General features: G+C 63.6%; 16 protein-coding genes, 1 tRNA gene and 1 pseudogene. 6 read left to right on the plus strand and 12 right to left on the minus strand.

Translation table 11 applies throughout. The annotated features are described in order from the left end of the window. Positions 1 to 26 precede the first annotated feature (26 nt). The 4 genes from rlmH to GGD62_RS13155 all read right to left on the minus strand — a co-directional run bounded on the left by rlmH (position 27) and on the right by GGD62_RS13155 (position 3,161). Complete coding sequence (gene rlmH, locus GGD62_RS13140; RefSeq protein WP_018318848.1) at positions 27 to 509, minus strand: 23S rRNA (pseudouridine(1915)-N(3))-methyltransferase RlmH; 483 nt, start codon at positions 507 to 509, stop codon at positions 27 to 29. 112 nt (positions 510 to 621) lie between these two features. Further along, positions 622 to 978 (minus strand): ribosome silencing factor, encoded by a 357-nt coding sequence (gene rsfS / locus GGD62_RS13145; protein ID WP_018318847.1) that lies wholly within the window; start codon positions 976 to 978, stop codon positions 622 to 624. Between the two features lie 222 nt (positions 979 to 1,200). Continuing rightward, on the minus strand, positions 1,201 to 1,845 hold the full coding sequence (locus tag GGD62_RS13150; protein ID WP_018318846.1) for a nicotinate-nucleotide adenylyltransferase: 645 nt from the start codon (positions 1,843 to 1,845) through the stop codon (positions 1,201 to 1,203). Positions 1,846 to 1,865: 20 nt separating this feature from the next. After that, positions 1,866 to 3,161 carry a glutamate-5-semialdehyde dehydrogenase gene (locus GGD62_RS13155; protein WP_183708757.1) on the minus strand — a complete coding sequence of 432 codons (1,296 nt, stop codon included), beginning with the start codon at positions 3,159 to 3,161 and terminating at the stop codon, positions 1,866 to 1,868. 181 nt (positions 3,162 to 3,342) lie between these two features. On the opposite strand from GGD62_RS13155, the gene GGD62_RS13160 reads away from it, so the two are divergent. After that, positions 3,343 to 3,522, plus strand: a complete 180-nt coding sequence (locus tag GGD62_RS13160; protein WP_183708758.1) for a hypothetical protein — start codon at positions 3,343 to 3,345, stop codon at positions 3,520 to 3,522. A gap of 24 nt (positions 3,523 to 3,546) precedes the next feature. On the opposite strand, the gene proB is transcribed toward GGD62_RS13160, so the two are convergent. After that, on the minus strand, positions 3,547 to 4,668 hold the full coding sequence (gene proB / locus GGD62_RS13165; protein ID WP_018318844.1) for a glutamate 5-kinase: 1,122 nt from the start codon (positions 4,666 to 4,668) through the stop codon (positions 3,547 to 3,549). Between the two features lie 189 nt (positions 4,669 to 4,857). Here proB and GGD62_RS13170 point away from each other — a divergent pair, with 189 nt between their 5' ends. Both GGD62_RS13170 and GGD62_RS13175 read left to right on the plus strand, forming a co-directional pair. After that, the gene (locus GGD62_RS13170) at positions 4,858 to 5,826 is read left to right on the plus strand and encodes a Bug family tripartite tricarboxylate transporter substrate binding protein (protein WP_183708759.1); all 969 of its coding nucleotides are present in this window, start codon (positions 4,858 to 4,860) and stop codon (positions 5,824 to 5,826) included. A gap of 28 nt (positions 5,827 to 5,854) precedes the next feature. After that, on the plus strand, positions 5,855 to 6,361 hold the full coding sequence (locus GGD62_RS13175) for a competence protein ComJ (protein WP_183708760.1): 507 nt from the start codon (positions 5,855 to 5,857) through the stop codon (positions 6,359 to 6,361). Positions 6,362 to 6,384: 23 nt separating this feature from the next. On the opposite strand, the gene GGD62_RS13180 is transcribed toward GGD62_RS13175, so the two are convergent. The 3 genes from GGD62_RS13180 to GGD62_RS13190 all read right to left on the minus strand — a co-directional run bounded on the left by GGD62_RS13180 (position 6,385) and on the right by GGD62_RS13190 (position 9,772). Then, positions 6,385 to 8,019, minus strand: coding sequence for an alkaline phosphatase family protein (locus tag GGD62_RS13180; protein ID WP_183236430.1), 1,635 nt, complete (start codon positions 8,017 to 8,019; stop codon positions 6,385 to 6,387). Between the two features lie 144 nt (positions 8,020 to 8,163). After that, positions 8,164 to 9,204 (minus strand): GTPase ObgE, encoded by a 1,041-nt coding sequence (gene obgE / locus GGD62_RS13185; RefSeq protein WP_018318841.1) that lies wholly within the window; start codon positions 9,202 to 9,204, stop codon positions 8,164 to 8,166. Between the two features lie 85 nt (positions 9,205 to 9,289). Further along, on the minus strand, positions 9,290 to 9,772 hold the full coding sequence (locus GGD62_RS13190; RefSeq protein ID WP_183708762.1) for a MaoC family dehydratase: 483 nt from the start codon (positions 9,770 to 9,772) through the stop codon (positions 9,290 to 9,292). Positions 9,773 to 10,041: 269 nt separating this feature from the next. Here GGD62_RS13190 and GGD62_RS13195 point away from each other — a divergent pair, with 269 nt between their 5' ends. Next, entirely contained in the window at positions 10,042 to 10,956 is a 915-nt protein-coding gene (locus GGD62_RS13195) for a DMT family transporter (protein WP_183236428.1), read from the plus strand. A gap of 161 nt (positions 10,957 to 11,117) precedes the next feature. Here GGD62_RS13195 and GGD62_RS13200 read toward each other — a convergent pair whose 3' ends face one another. The 3 genes from GGD62_RS13200 to rplU all read right to left on the minus strand — a co-directional run bounded on the left by GGD62_RS13200 (position 11,118) and on the right by rplU (position 12,625). Beyond that, positions 11,118 to 11,711, minus strand: coding sequence for a GNAT family N-acetyltransferase (locus GGD62_RS13200; protein ID WP_183708764.1), 594 nt, complete (start codon positions 11,709 to 11,711; stop codon positions 11,118 to 11,120). Between the two features lie 154 nt (positions 11,712 to 11,865). After that, complete coding sequence (rpmA, locus tag GGD62_RS13205) at positions 11,866 to 12,135, minus strand: 50S ribosomal protein L27 (RefSeq protein WP_008137923.1); 270 nt, start codon at positions 12,133 to 12,135, stop codon at positions 11,866 to 11,868. A gap of 103 nt (positions 12,136 to 12,238) precedes the next feature. Next, positions 12,239 to 12,625, minus strand: coding sequence for a 50S ribosomal protein L21 (gene rplU, locus GGD62_RS13210; RefSeq protein ID WP_008538808.1), 387 nt, complete (start codon positions 12,623 to 12,625; stop codon positions 12,239 to 12,241). Between the two features lie 331 nt (positions 12,626 to 12,956). On the opposite strand from rplU, the gene GGD62_RS13215 reads away from it, so the two are divergent. Beyond that, positions 12,957 to 14,123, plus strand: coding sequence for an ROK family protein (locus tag GGD62_RS13215; protein ID WP_183708766.1), 1,167 nt, complete (start codon positions 12,957 to 12,959; stop codon positions 14,121 to 14,123). A 577-nt stretch (positions 14,124 to 14,700) separates the two neighbouring features. After that, positions 14,701 to 14,790 (plus strand) — tRNA-Ser (locus GGD62_RS13220). 44 nt (positions 14,791 to 14,834) lie between these two features. On the opposite strand, the pseudogene GGD62_RS41825 reads toward GGD62_RS13220, so the two are convergent. Continuing rightward, positions 14,835 to 14,935: pseudogene (locus tag GGD62_RS41825) on the minus strand (transposase); the annotation flags it as partial.

Below are 14,935 nucleotides of genomic sequence, written 5' to 3' on the forward strand. Positions count from 1 at the left end.
GGCAAAAGTGCCCGTTGTGGCGCGGATCACGCGCGGTGATAGGGGTGGCCGGCCAGAATGGTGGCGGCCCGATAAAGCTGTTCCAGAAGCATGACGCGGACCATTTGGTGCGGCCAGGTCGCAGAGCCGAACGCGATCGCGAGCTTGGCCTTACGGCGCAATTCGGGCGAAAGTCCGTCCGCCCCTCCGATCATGAAGATAGTATGTCCGGCCCCTTCGTCCCGCCAGCGCCCGAGATGCCGTGCGAATACGGTGGAGTCGAGATTTTGCCCGCGCTCATCCAGTGCCACCAGGATCGATTTGTCCGGAATATGCGCGGAGATCGCGGCGGCCTCTTCGGTCATCCGCGTCGCGGTGTCGCGCGCGCGGCTCTCGGGGATTTCGTGGACCAGGAGTTCGCGGAATCCGAGCTTGCGGCCGGCCTCGTCGAACCGCTCGAAATAGCGGTCGGCAAGCTCTCGTTCGGGGCCCTGCTTCAGCCGGCCCACCGCAATGACAGCAACGCGCATGATATCTTCAGGGGTCTGATATCTTCAGGGTCGTGTTTTCAAGACCGCGCGCAAATGGCGCGCGCACGACGCTAGCATGCGCGTCAGCCGATTCGAAATCGGCTCGATCAGCCTAGATCGCCTTCGCCGCCCCTGGGCCCTGCGTGTACAATCGCTCGAGATTGTAGAACTCGCGGACCTCGGGTCTGAACACGTGCACGATCACGTCGCCGGAATCGATCAGCACCCAGTCGCAATTGGGCAAGCCCTCGACATGGATGTTCTTGATGCCGTTTTCCTTGAGGCCCTTGGCGACGTTTTCCGCGATCGCGCCAACGTGCCGGTTCACCCGGCCGGTGGTGACGATCATGTAGTCGGAGTACGCCGATTTGCCGCGAAGGTCGATGGTGACCGTCTCTTCCGCCTTCATGTCCTCGAGGCGGGAGAGGATCAGGCTCAGCGTCTTGTCGGCGTCGGGTTGCGCCTTCAAGGCCGCAGCTTTGGCTGATGTTTTACGCGCCGGCTTGGCAACCTTGGGTAAAACAGACTTCGTCGAAGCTGACTTGGACAATACAGATGCGGTCAGGGACCATTCCTTTCACTGTATCGCGAACGCCGAATCCGCGCTCACTGGTTACACTACATCATGTGGGGTTAAGGGTTTCAATATGCCAGAGAGGCGAAAGCCCACACCACATCCACGCCCTCGTCCTCACATTTTACCTTTCCAGCTCCCGTCCGGGTTCCGTAAGCCCGTTGAGGACAGATTCAGCTTCAATCCGGTCAGGAATACCCAGGCCGGCGCCGGCCGGTCCGCAAGCAGCGCTGCCTTGCTCTCGGGCAGGCGGTAGCGTGCCAGCGCCTGGGCTGCGGGGGAGGCGAGGGCGCGAAAACTCTGCGGCGGGCGATCGATGACTGCCATCGGGACCTGGCCGGCGATGCGCCGCCAGTCCTGCCAACGATGGAATTGAGCGAGGTTGTCGGCGCCCATGATCCAGACAAAGCGCAGGCCCGAGAAGCGGCGGCGCAAGGTGTTGATCGTGTCGATAGTGTAGCGCGTACGGATGACGGATTCGAGACAGCTGACCTCGATCCTGGGATCATCGGCGACGTCGCGCGCGGCCTGCATGCGCTCGCCGAGCTCATGCAGATTGCCGTTCTGCTTCAGCGGATTGCCTGGTGTCACCAGCCACCAGACGCGATCGAGTTGCAATCGCTGGAGCGCGAACCGGCTGATCGCGCGATGCGCCTGATGCGGCGGATTGAACGAGCCGCCGAGCAGGCCGATGCGCATGCCCTCCGTGTGGGGCGGGACCGCTTGCGCCACGAAACGCGGCACGACGAAATTGTTGCTCAATGCCCGCCCCGCGACGTTGCTTACGGCCGCGTCTGTCCGGTGCCGTGAACGCGATATTTGAAGCTTGTCAGCTGCTCGGCGCCGACAGGGCCGCGGGCGTGGAAGCGGCCGGTGGCAATCCCGATCTCGGCGCCGAAGCCGAACTCGCCGCCATCGGCGAACTGCGTCGAGGCGTTGTGCAGCACGATCGCGGAATCGACCTCGCTCAGGAATTTCTTCGCAGCCGCCTCATCCGCGCTCACGATTGCATCGGTGTGATGCGAGCCATGGTTCTGGATGTGCGCGATCGCGCCGTCGACGCCGTCGACCACCTTTGCCGCGATGATCGCGTCGAGATATTCGGTGTCCCAATCGTCTTCGCTCGCAGGTTTTACGCGCGCATCGGTTCCTTGCACCGTTTCGTCGCCGCGCACTTCGCAGCCCGCCTCGATCAGCATCTCGACCAGCGGTTTCAGATTTTTGCCGGCCGCCGCGCGATCGACCAGCAGCGTCTCGGCCGCGCCGCAGACCCCGGTACGGCGCATTTTTGCGTTGAGCACGAGCGACTTCGCCATGGCGAGGTCGGCGCTGGCATCGACATAGACGTGGTTGACGCCTTCGAGATGCGCGAAGACAGGCACGCGCGCTTCCTGCTCGACACGCGCGACGAGGCTTTTTCCCCCGCGGGGCACGATCACGTCGACCGCGCCGTTCAGGCCCGAGAGCATCATGCCGACGGCCGCGCGGTCGCGCGTCGGCACCAGCGTGATCGCAGCTTCGGGCAGGCCCGCCTCGCGCAGGCCCTGCACCAGGCATTCATGGATCGCGCGGCAGGACCGAAAGCTGTCCGAGCCGCCGCGCAGGATCACGGCATTGCCTGACTTCAGGCACAGCACGCCGGCGTCGGCCGCAACGTTCGGCCGGCTTTCGAAGATCACGCCGACGACGCCGAGCGGCACGCGCACGCGCTCGATCCTCATGCCGTTCGGCCGCTGCCAGCTCTCGGTGACGATGCCGACGGGATCGGCGATGCCGCGTACGATGCCGATGCCATCGGCCATGCCCTCGATGCGGGCCGGCGTCAGCGTCAGGCGGTCGATGAAGGAGGAGGTGGCATTGCCGGAGGCGCGGGCTTCGGCGACGTCCTCGGCATTGGCGGCAAGGATCACCGCAGAGCCCGCGCGGATCGCCCGCTCCATGGCCTCCAGCGCCCGGTTCTTCTGCTCCGGCGGCGCCAGCGCCAGCACGCGCGCGGCAGCGCGGGCACGGGTTCCGAGATCGGACATCAGCGCCTGAAGATCGGCATTGCCGTCGACGGCTTTGAGGGGGGCGGCCATGGGGGTCAAAACCTTCTGCTAAGGCGGTGTCCTAGCACGGAAATCCCGCGTTTGCGAAGGCCGTGGAGGGTATGGCTGAGGCCCGGTCCGCGCTGCCGGCTCGGCCAATGGCCTGGTTGGGCCACGACTTGCGGGACGCCAAAATATCTCGGAATATCAATGCCTAATAATGGAGTCCGCGATGCCGACCGTCGAGGAGCGCGAAGAGCGACGAAAGGTCAAGCTTGAGGCGCTGAGAGCCGAAATCCAGAAGGGTTTCGACAGCGGACCAATGGAAGAGATCGATGATCAGTGGATCGAACGCATCAAGGCTCGAGGACGCGAGCGGCTGGCCGCGCGGAAGCTCGACAAAAACGTCTGATCTTCGATACGCCCCTTCTCGCCCTTATCCGCCCACCACCAGATCGTCGCGGTGGATCATCTCGGCGCGGCCGCTGATGCCGAGGATGGTCGTGACGTCGGGGGACGAGCGGCCTTTGATCCGCTCGGCTTCCTCAGCGTCGTAGGCGATCAGGCCGCGGCCGATCTCGCTGGTGTCGGGGCCGCGCACGATCACGGCATCGCCGCGGGCGAACTGGCCCTCGACCTTGATCACCCCGGCCGGCAGCAGGCTGGCGCCCGCGCGCAGCGCCGTCACGGCGCCGGCATCGATCGTCAGCGTGCCCTTCGGCTCCAGCGTGCCCGCGATCCAGCGCTTGCGCGAGGTGATCGGATTGGCCGGCGTCAGGAACCAGGTGCAGCGGCCGCCGTCGGCGATCGCCTGCAAGGGATGCTCGATCTTGCCGGAGGCGATCAGCATATGCGTGCCGCCGGTGGTCGCGATCTTGGCCGCCTCGACCTTGGTGCGCATGCCGCCGCGCGACAGCTCGGACTCGGCGTCTCCCGCCACGGCTTCGATCTCCGAGGAGATGCTCTCGACCACCGGAATGAGTTTTGCGTTCGGATTGTTCTTCGGCGGGGCGTCGTAGAGCCCGTCGATGTCGGACAGCAGCACCAGCAGGTCGGCGCTCGCCATGGTGGCGACGCGCGCGGCGAGGCGGTCATTGTCGCCGTAGCGGATCTCGTTGGTGGCGACCGTGTCGTTCTCGTTGATCACGGGGATCGCGCGCCACTCCAGCAGCTTGCCGATGGTGGAACGTGCATTGAGATAGCGGCGGCGCTCCTCGGTGTCCTGCAGCGTCACCAGGATCTGGCCGGCGCCGATACCGTGCGCGCCGAGCACCTCGGACCAGATCCGCGCCAGCGCGATCTGGCCGACGGCGGCGGCGGCCTGGCTCTCTTCCAGCTTGAGCGGGCCGCGCGGCAGCTTGAGGCGGCTGCGGCCGAGCGCGATCGAGCCGGAGGAGACGACGAGGACGTCGCGTCCCTCGCGGTGCAGCTTGGCCATGTCGTCGGCGAGCGCGGCGAGCCAGGACGCCCGCACCTCGCCCTTGTCGGAATCGACCAGCAGCGCGGAGCCGACCTTGACGACGATGCGGCGGAATTGACTGAGTTCGGGGCTGGCCATGGCGGTCGTCAAATTGCTCTGTCGTTGGTCCGGCGGAGCAAATAGGGGCGGCGCCGATGCGGCTAGCTTTTGCAGCAGGACGGTGGCCGGCGCAAGGCAGAGGAGCCAGTAAATAGGCCTAACGGCACCCTTGTCGGCCGAGGCCCGGGCAGTCTATGCCTCGAATAATCAATAACGAGGGAGGATGACGTGGACCGACGCAGCTTCATTGCCGGAGGCCTCTCGCTGCCCTTGCTGGCGCAGGCCATTGGCGCACATGCTCAATCCGGTCCGCTGACGCGCATCATCTTCCCGTTCGCGGCAGGCGGCAGCGGTGATGCCTTGTGTCGTCTCATCGCCGAGCAATTCGGCGCCCCGCTTGGGCGAACCATGATCGTCGAGAATCGTACCGGTGGTGACGGGTTGATCGGAATCAGGGCCGTGAAGGGCGCAAGCTCGGACGGCAATACAATCTTGGTGACGACCGGTCCGACCATGTACCTGCTGCCGATGGTGGAGAATCAACCGAGCTTCGACGCGGCCAGGGATTTCGTCCCCGTGTCGCAACTCGTTCGCTTCGAGTTTGCCGTCGTTGCAAGTCCCGCGATCGGGGTGGGTAGTTTTAGTGAACTCGTCACCTGGTTGAGGGCAAATGTCGCAAAGGCCGCCTATGGGACACCAGGCAGCGGCAACATCCCGCACTTCCTCGGATGGCGACTTGAACAGATCCTTGGTCTTTCAATGACCCGGGCGCCCTATCGCGGGAGCGCGCTTGTCATGAATGATCTCATCGCCGGCCATCTGCCGTTCGGCATCACCACGGTATCCGATGCGATCGCGCAGCATCGTGCCAACGGCGTGAGGATCCTCGCGATTGCAAGCGCAGAGCGCTCGCCGTTCGTTCCCGATGTGCCGACGCTGAAGGAAAGCGGCATCGATCTCGTTGCCGACGGCTGGTACGGCATGTGGCTCCCCGCCGGCAGCCCGCCGGATTTTGCCGAAAAGCTCAGCGCAGCCGCGGTCGCGATGCTGGCCAAGCCGGAGGTGAAGGAGAAGCTCACCGCGATCGGGTTGATTCCGGTCGGAAGCAATGCGGACGGGCTTTCGAAGGAGCTCGCCGCGAACACGGCGTTCTGGCAGCCGATCGTCAAGGCGACGGGATACAAGATCGAGAATTGAACCGTAATCGTGAAGTGGATCTCTGCTAATGGAACAGCAGCTGCTTGGCGCCGCGCGGTTGTTTGCGAGTCACTATCAGATCGTCGTCTGCGACGATCCGCGCAGACCGCTTGGTGCTGATGAAAATTGGAATGACGAGAAAACCAAACGGGGCTTTGCAGGCGCGCCCACGTTCCGCATGATCAATACCGAAGCTGATCTTAATGACCATTGGGTCGAGCTGGTCGCCGCTAGCCGGCCGCCCTCCTTCGATGAATGGCAGCGGATCACCTGCGTCCACTTCCGATCCGAGAGCGGACGCGTTCACGTCATGTCGGTGATCGACAATGAGCCTGCATATTCCGCAAACGTGGAGCCGGGCGATTATTCGATCTATGCGGCTGCGCAAAATCTTGGAATCGATCAATTGAGCCTCGGCGAGAGCACGAAGCTCGCTGATGTCGAATTCGCCCAGCGAAAAGATGTCGAGTGGTATCGCCTCTTTCTGGTTCCGGGCAAACCGGAGTTCGAAGGACGACTCGTGGACCGCCCTTAAGACGTACCGAGTGATGATTTGGCTTACATCTTCGCGCGTTGCGCGATGCCGTCCTTGATCGCGTCGAGCTCTTTCTCATCCCAGATGCCGATCAGGAAGCCGCCTTTCACCTGGAGCTGGTTCTCGGCATAGGCTGCGATCTTTTCGGGGGGCGTGGTGATGTGACCGCTCGGATGCAGCGCCCAGTCGAACAGCTCGGCCTGCAACCGCGCGATGATGCCGGCGCACTCAGGGTCGTCGCCGCGATCGACATATTCCTGCGGATCGGTTTCGAGATCGTACAGCATCGGGCGGAAGCCGGAGGCGTGGATGTATTTCCAGCGGCCGTCGAACACCATGAACAGGCGGCAGCGCTCGATCGGCTGGTTCAGCTTCAGCCGCACGTCCTGCATGGCGTAGTCGTATTCGGAGAACGCGACCTTGCGCCAGTCCGGCGGTGTCGGCCCGCGCAGCAGCGGCAGCAGCGAACGTCCCTCGAGGATGTGGCCCGGCACCTTGCCGCCGAAATAATCGACGAAGGTCGGCGCGAGGTCGATTCCCTCCACCAGCGCGTCGCTGCGCGTGCCGCGCGTGGCGTCAGCCTCTTGCGAAGGGTCGATGATGATCAGCGGGATCTTCGCCGACTGCTCGTGGAACAAATCCTTCTCGCCCATCCAGTGATCGCCGAGATAATCGCCGTGATCGGAGGTGAACACGATCATGGTGGTTTCCAGCAGGCCGCGTTGCTCCAGAAATTTCATCAGCACGCCTATCTGGTCGTCGATCTGGGTGATCAGGCCCATATAGGTCGGGATCACCTTCTCGCGGGCATCGTCGCGCGCCATGTTGCGGGAGTAGCGCATGTCCATGTAGGCGCCGAACACCGGATGCGGATTCTGCCGCTCGCGCATCGAACGGATCGCCGGGATCATGTCCGAGGTCGAGTACATGCTGGCATAGGGCTCCGGCGCGATATAGGGCCAGTGCGGCTTGATGTAGGACAGATGCAGGCACCACGGCCGGCCGTCGGTCTCGGCCTCGCCGATGAAGTCCATCGCGCGCCGCGTCATGTAGGGCGTTTCGGAATGCTCGTCCGGCACGCGCGCGGCCTTGTCGGCATGCACCAGCAGCCAGCCGTTCTGCAAGCTACCGTCTTCCGCCGCGCCCGAATTGGCCCAATGCTCCCAGGGATTGGCGGCGTCAAAGCCTTTCTGGCGCAGATATTCGTCGTATTTCGGGCGCGGTCGTCCGGTCGGGTGCAGGCCGTCGTCGCGTTCATACGGCTCAAAACCGCATTCGGCGACATGCACGCCGATCATCGATTCCGGGGGAATGCCGAGCGCCTTCATGCCTTCGAGATCGGGCGCCATGTGGGTCTTGCCGACCAGCACGTTGCGCACGCCGATCTTGTTGAGGTGATCGCCAAGCGTCGGCTCGCCGACGCGCAGCGGCCAGCCATTCCAGTGCGAGCCGTGCGAGCGCATGTAGCGGCCGGTGTAGAACGACATCCGCGACGGACCGCAGATCGGCGATTGCACATAGGCCTTGCTGAACAGCACGCCGCGCTTCGCCATGGCGTCGATGTTCGGCGTCTTCAGCGTGGGATGGCCGGTGCAGCCGAGATAATCATAGCGAAGCTGGTCGCACATGATCCAGAGAACGTTCTTCGCCCGCGCCATGCGTCATCCCTGCATTTTCTTGATTGTTCGATGCTGCGCTATTGGAGGGGCGAAGACAAGCCGGTGATGCGCGTACGCGTAGCCGCATCCTCCACTGTCGTCCCTGCGCCCCGTGCGCAATTGCGCACTAGGCAGGGACGACAATCACGCCGACCACGGCTCCGCTTCGGCCGCGCTCTTGGCCTTGGCCGACACCGGTGCTTCGCCGATCACCCCGACGAGCGCGCGCAGCGCTTCCTTGACACCATCGCCGGTGACGCCGGAGAGCAGCAGCGGCGTCTTCTTGGCGGCGCGCTTCAGCCGGTCCTTCTGCTTCTTCAATTCGTCCGGCTCGACCGCGTCGATCTTGTTCAGCGCGACAATCTCGATCTTGTCGGTGAGCAGCCCGCCATAGGCGTCGAGCTCCTTGCGCACCGTCTTGTAGGCCTTGCCGGCGTGCTCGCAGGTCGCGTCGATCAGATGCAGCAGCACGCGGCAGCGCTCGACATGGCCGAGGAAGCGATCGCCGAGGCCGGTGCCTTCATGCGCGCCTTCGATCAGGCCGGGAATGTCGGCGAGCACGAATTCGCGGCCGTCAGCATTCACGACGCCGAGCTGCGGATGCAGCGTGGTGAAGGGATAGTCGGCGATCTTGGGCCGCGCCGCGCTGACCTTGGAGAGGAAGGTCGACTTGCCGGCATTGGGCATGCCGACGAGGCCGGCATCGGCGATCAATTTCAGCCGCAGCCAGATCCAGCGCTCTTCGCCCACCTGGCCGGGATTGGCGTTGCGCGGCGCGCGGTTGGTCGAGGTCTTGAAATGCGCGTTGCCGAAGCCGCCATTGCCGCCCTCGGCCAGCACGAACTTCTCGCCGACCTTGGTGAAGTCGTGGATCAGCGTCTCGCGGTCCTCGTCGAAGATCTGCGTGCCCATCGGCACCTTCAGCACGATGTTCTTGCCGTTGGCGCCGTGGCGGTCCGAACCTGAGCCGTTCTCGCCCTTCTGGGCCTTGAAGTGCTGCTGGTAGCGGTAGTCGATCAGCGTGTTGAGGCCGTCGGCGACCTCGATGATGACGTTGCCGCCGCGGCCGCCATTGCCGCCGGAGGGGCCGCCGAATTCGATGAACTTCTCGCGGCGGAACGCCACGCAGCCGTTCCCGCCGTCACCGGAGCGGATATAGACCTTTGCTTCGTCGAGGAATTTCATGGGCCATAGGTAGGCCAGCAGGTCTCCCGCGGCAACCCGGATAGACCCGCAAATCGGCCGAATTTCTCGCGATTTCGCCCCTTGCTTAACCAGTCGGCCGGCACCGGATCAGGAATTTCTGCGTCCCCTCCAGCACCAGCTCCTTGCGCTGGTTGAACACGGTGCTGCGGAGCGTCACCGCGCCGGTGGTACGTCCCGGCACGAGCTCGGTGACTTCGAGCGCGGGATAGATGGTGTCGTCGGCGTAGACGGGCTTGAGGAACCGGCTCGACTGCTCGAGGAAACCGACCAGGGACTCCTCGACCATGAACGGAAACAGGCCGGCGCCGGGCGCGGTGTGGATCAGGGTCTGGAAGCCATGGGCGAGCAGATGCGGCATGCCGCGGCTGCGGCAATATTCCACGTCGTAATGCACGGGATGGGTGTCGCCGCTCGCGGTCTGGAATGCGGCGAATATCGCCGAGGTCTGGGTCCGGCTCGGCAGCACGAAGCGTTCGCCGACCACGAAATCCTCAAACCAGCGTTGCGTCGGGATCATGCGGTGCTGGCTCGGATCGAAGTCGGTCATGTCCATGCTCACTTTATCTGCGGGGCGCTTATCGCTACCGCGATGCGAAGAGTGCGACAATCCGTTCAATTCGGCTTGCGCGGGGTTGCCGCGGCGGCTCACGTCATTAAAAACGACCGCAAGCGAACTCTACCGCTGGTTTTCTGCGCTCTCTCCGCCCGTCATTGCGAGGAGCGTAGCGACGAAGCAATCCAGACTGCCGCCATGGAGACGGTCTGGATTGCTTCGCTTCGCTCGCAATGACGACCTCTCACAGTCCGACTTATTCGATGCCCCTGTTCAAGAACCTCTCCGCCTATGACGATCGCTCCGCGCGCCTCGCCGGCATCGGGCTGATGGTGCTGTCGATCTTCATGTTCTCGTTCGGCGACGCCATGGGCAAGTTCCTGGTCGGGACTTATTCGGTGGGGCAGCTCTTGTTCCTGCGCGCCTGCGCGGCGCTGCTGCTGCTCGCGCCGCTGATCTGGCGGCAGCGTCATGATTTCGTCCGCCTCGAACGGCCGTGGCTGCAGCTGTTTCGCGTCGTGCTCTCGACGCTCGAGGTCGCCGCCTTCTTCCTCGCTACCGTCTATCTGCCGCTCGCCGACGTCATCACCTATTATCTCGCCGGTCCCATTTTCGTCACCGCGATGTCGGCGATCTTCTTAGGGGAGAAGGTCGGCTGGCGGCGCTGGACCGCGATCCTGATCGGCTTCTGCGGCGTTTTGATCGCGCTGCGGCCGTCGGCGCAGACCGTCAGCCTGCCGGCGCTGATCGCGCTCGGCGGCAGCCTGTCGTTTGCGACCTTGATGCTGATCACCCGCAGCCTGCGCAAGACGCCCGACATCGTGATGGCATCCTCGCAATTCATCGGCACGTTTTCGCTGGGCGCGGTGCTGTCCGCCTTCCACTGGGTGCCGCCGACCCCTGGCAGCCTGGTGATCTTCGCGCTGGCCGGATGCGTCTCGGTCACCGCGCTGTTCTGCGTCAACCGCTCGCTCAAGCTGGCGCCGGCCAGCGTCGTCGTGCCCTATCAATATTCGATGATTGTCTGGGCCGTGATCTTCGGCTTCGTCGTGTTCGGCGACGTGCCGTCAATGGCCACACTCATCGGCGCCGCGATCATCATCGGGGCGGGGTTCTACATCTACTTGCGCGAACGGGATTTGGGTCGCGAGAGCGTGGAAGTGAATCCGCCGGCGTAACCCCACTCACGCCGTCGTCCCTGCGTACGCAGGGACCCATACCCACAGGGAGATGTTTTGCGAAGACTCGGAGTGGGCGCTTTGCCTCACACTCCTCCCTGTGGTTATGGGCCCCCGCTTTCGCGGGGGCGACACTGGTGATTGAGGACGCAGTGTGCCCCCTACCTCATCCTTCGCGCACTGCTCCAGCTCTTCAGCGACGCCCACACGCCGCGTGACAGACGGAAGCAGTCGACCGGCGTCGACGAGCCCAGCGCCAGGAAGCGATGCAGCTGCACGCCGCTCCACTGGAAGCCGCACTTCTCCAGCACCTTGCGCGAGGCGGGATTGGTGACGCGCGCGCCGGCATAGAGGTGCTCGTCCTCGAACTCCTCGAAGAAGAAGTCGATCGCGCCGCGCGCGGCCTCGGTGGCAAAGCCCTGGCCCCAGTGCTCGACGCCGAGCCAATAGCCGAGCTCGGCATTGCCAGGCGTGGAGCAGTCGATGCCGACCATGCCGACCGGCCCGGTATCGTGCTCGACCAGGAACACGGTCTCGCTGCCGAGCGCGGCAGTGGTGCGGACGAAGGCGACGGCGTCGTCCTGGGAATAGGGGTGTGGCAGGCGGCGGGTGTTTTCCGCGACGCGGCGGTCGTTGGCGAGCCGGGCGATGGTCCTGACGTCGGCGAGGGTCGGCCGCCGCAAGGTCAGCCGTTCGGTGGCGACGACACCAGGTCTCGCCTCAGCCAAGGTCGCGCTCGAGAAATCCTGCAACATGTCCGGCTCCGTGAAAGTCACTAAGTCAAAGTGAGCAAGTCAAAAGAAAAGGGGAGGCCGGTTTCCCGCCTCCCCCTTGGAGCCTTCGATCTCTTGCGATCTTAAGGACTCCGCCGGTTTGGTAGGACCGGCGGACTCCAATTTGATCCACCGTCTATTCAGCCGCCTCTGCGAGCGGGAGCACCGATACGAAAGTGCGGCCGTTGGCTTTGGCCTGGAACGTGACGCGACCCTCGATCTTGGCGAACAGAGTGTGGTCCGTGCCCATGCCGACATTAAGGCCCGGGTGCCAGGTGGTGCCGCGCTGACGCGCAATGATGTTGCCGGGAATCACAACTTCCCCGCCGAACGCCTTGATGCCGAGGCGCTTACCCTTGGAATCGCGACCGTTGCGCGATGAACCGCCTGCTTTTTTGTGAGCCATGGCTCGTCTCCGAAATCCTGCGTATTTCTAGATCAATTCCTTGACGGAATCATTTCAAAATTTCTCACGCATCAATTCGTGAATTGGCGTGATCGATTTCGCGTTACTCGGCGGCTTCCGCTGCCGGCTCCTTCGCCACCTTCTCCTTCTTCGGACGCGGGCCCTTGGTGGGCTTGGCGCCATCCGTCAGGATCTCGGAGATGCGGAGCACCGTGATCTCGTCGCGATAGCCGCGCTTGCGGCGCGAATTCTTGCGGCGGCGCTTTTTGAACGCGATGACCTTGGGGCCGCGCTTGTGGTCGAGCACCTCGACCGCAACGGACGCACCTGCGACCGTCGGAATACCCAGCACCGGCGTGTCGCCGCCGACCACCAGAACTTCATTCAGCTGCACGATCGAGCCGACTTCGCCTTCGATCTTGCCTACTTCGAGAACATCATCCGGCACGACGCGGTATTGCTTGCCGCCGGTTTTGATGACTGCGAACATCGTTTTTTTCTCCGTGTTCAATCCCGGCCTCGCGACTGGTATCGTCGGGGTCGGCTTTTTGTCAGTCGCTATGGGTTTATCGAGTTTTGTGCGGGCGGGAGTTATCCCTTTGAAAACCCACGCAAAAACAAGCGGCGCGAGAAACGCCCCGCGCCGGGTGTGGGACTTATAGCCGCCGGCAGGGAAGAGTCAAGGAAAACCGCGGAAAAAGGCCCGGATTTGAAGGCCTTGGACCTCTTCCGGCGCCTCGTCGAATCTGCGGCATAGCATTGCAACCATCGGGTTCCCTTGCCGTTGTCCTCGCAAATCGACATGCGGGCAAGGGCTTACCATGGCAACGGACGAACTGGTCAAGGCGACGGGCATCGCCCATCACGGCGCGGAGCGGCTGCCGTCGGTGGAGATCGACAGTTTCAACATCGAGATGAAGGACGAGGACGGTTTTCTCGGCGATCGCGCCAGCAAGGGCGCGTTCCGCGACATCCTCGACCGCTGGCGCAAGCCGCTGCGCAAGACCGGGGAGGACCCGTTCGGCAAGGAGCCCTCGGAGGAGATCAGCAAGAAGACGCTGGATGCCATCCTGGTCGGCGACGACACCGAGGCCTCCGCGGTGGTGCACAGCGCGATCGAGGATTTCGCCCAGGAGCTTGCCTATGTCACCCGGCGTTTCCTCAAGACCAAGGCCTGGGCCAAGACCGAGCGCATTGTGGTCGGCGGCGGCTTTCGCGATTCCCGGCTCGGCGAACTCGCGATCGCGCGCACCGAGATCATCCTCAAATCCGAGGACTTCAAGATCGACATGATGCCGATCCGCCATCATCCCGACGAGGCCGGCCTGATCGGCGCGCTGCATCTGGCGCCGTCCTGGATCTTCGAGGCCTATGACAGCATTTTGGCGGTCGACATCGGCGGCACCAACATCCGCTGCGGCCTGGTCGAGACCAACTGGAGGAAGGCCAAGGATCTGTCGAAGGCCAAGGTCGTGAAATCCGAGCTGTGGCGTCATGCCGACGACGAGCCGACGCGCGAGGGTGCGGTCAAGCGCCTCACCAAGATGCTGAAGGGGCTGATCGCGGAGGCCGAAGAGGAGGGCTTCAAGCTCGCGCCGTTCATCGGCATCGCCTGTCCCGGCGTGATCAACGCCGACGGCTCGATCGAGAAGGGCGCGCAGAACCTGCCGGGCAATTGGGAGAGCAGCAAGTTCAACCTGCCGGCGAGCCTGATCGAGGGCATCCCCGAGATCGGCGAGCACGACACCGCGATCCTGATGCACAATGACGGCGTGGTTCAGGGCCTCTCCGAGGTGCCGTTCATGCAGGACGTCGAGCGCTGGGGCGTGCTCACCATCGGCACCGGCCTTGGCAATGCGCGCTTCACCAACCGCCGCAAGGAGAGCGCCAAGGACCGGGACAGTACGGAGAACGGCAAGAAAAAGGCCAAGGAAAATAACAAGGAAAACAACAAGGAAAACAACAAGGACAGCGCCAAGAGCGACTAGCTGCGCGTTTTCAAGCGAAGTGGACACCGGTTCGCGTCGAGAAAACGCGCAAAACGAGGAATCTGGAGCCCCGTTCCGATGTCATCGGAACGGAAGCGGGCTCCAGAGTAACCTTGACTGGTTAGGTTAAGGACCGGATTGCGTTGCGGCGCCGAGGCCGCACGCTAGGGTCGAATCGTCGCCTCACCTGGCCGGCGAAGCCGCCCTTCCCAGCCAGTATTGCAATGAGCGGCAAGGGACCGCCAGTGTTTACCGCGTCTGGCGGTCCCACCCCGTTTTTTCGAACATGCAATGAGACGCCCGCTCCGAAGGCGGTGCGCCCCCTCCCCCGCGCGCGGGGGAGGGTTGGGGAGAGGGTGTCTCCGCATTGGGGTTGTCGAAGCGGACGCCTCGCGCGCGCGAAAAACGGGGCAAATCGCTAATCGGACCGCCTTTCTCCCCCGTTCGCGCCGGGAAAAGGCGGGCAGAGGGCGAAACAGGCAGCGGATTTTCGCCCCGCGCGCCTTGTCTGGCCCGCCATCCTCGCCTATTAACGCCCCCAACCACAGGGGCCGCTGCTCCTACCATGGCGCCTTCAGGAGAGGTGGCAGAGTGGTTGAATGCACCGCACTCGAAATGCGGCATAGGTGCAAGCCTATCGGGGGTTCGAATCCCTCCCTCTCCGCCATAACCGATTTTGTCCGGCCCGAAGAGATGGGTAACGGATCGTACCTAAGGGATGGGTGACAACCTCGTGCCGAACGGGTTGTCGAGGGGTTGCAGGGTCTTCTGCTCCAGGTCGAAATATCCAAGATCATAGTGCATGAAGCTGA

Origin of the sequence: Bradyrhizobium sp. ERR14, from assembly GCF_014198235.1 — a bacterium.
In the GTDB taxonomy this organism is placed as follows: Bacteria; Pseudomonadota; Alphaproteobacteria; order Rhizobiales; family Xanthobacteraceae; genus Bradyrhizobium.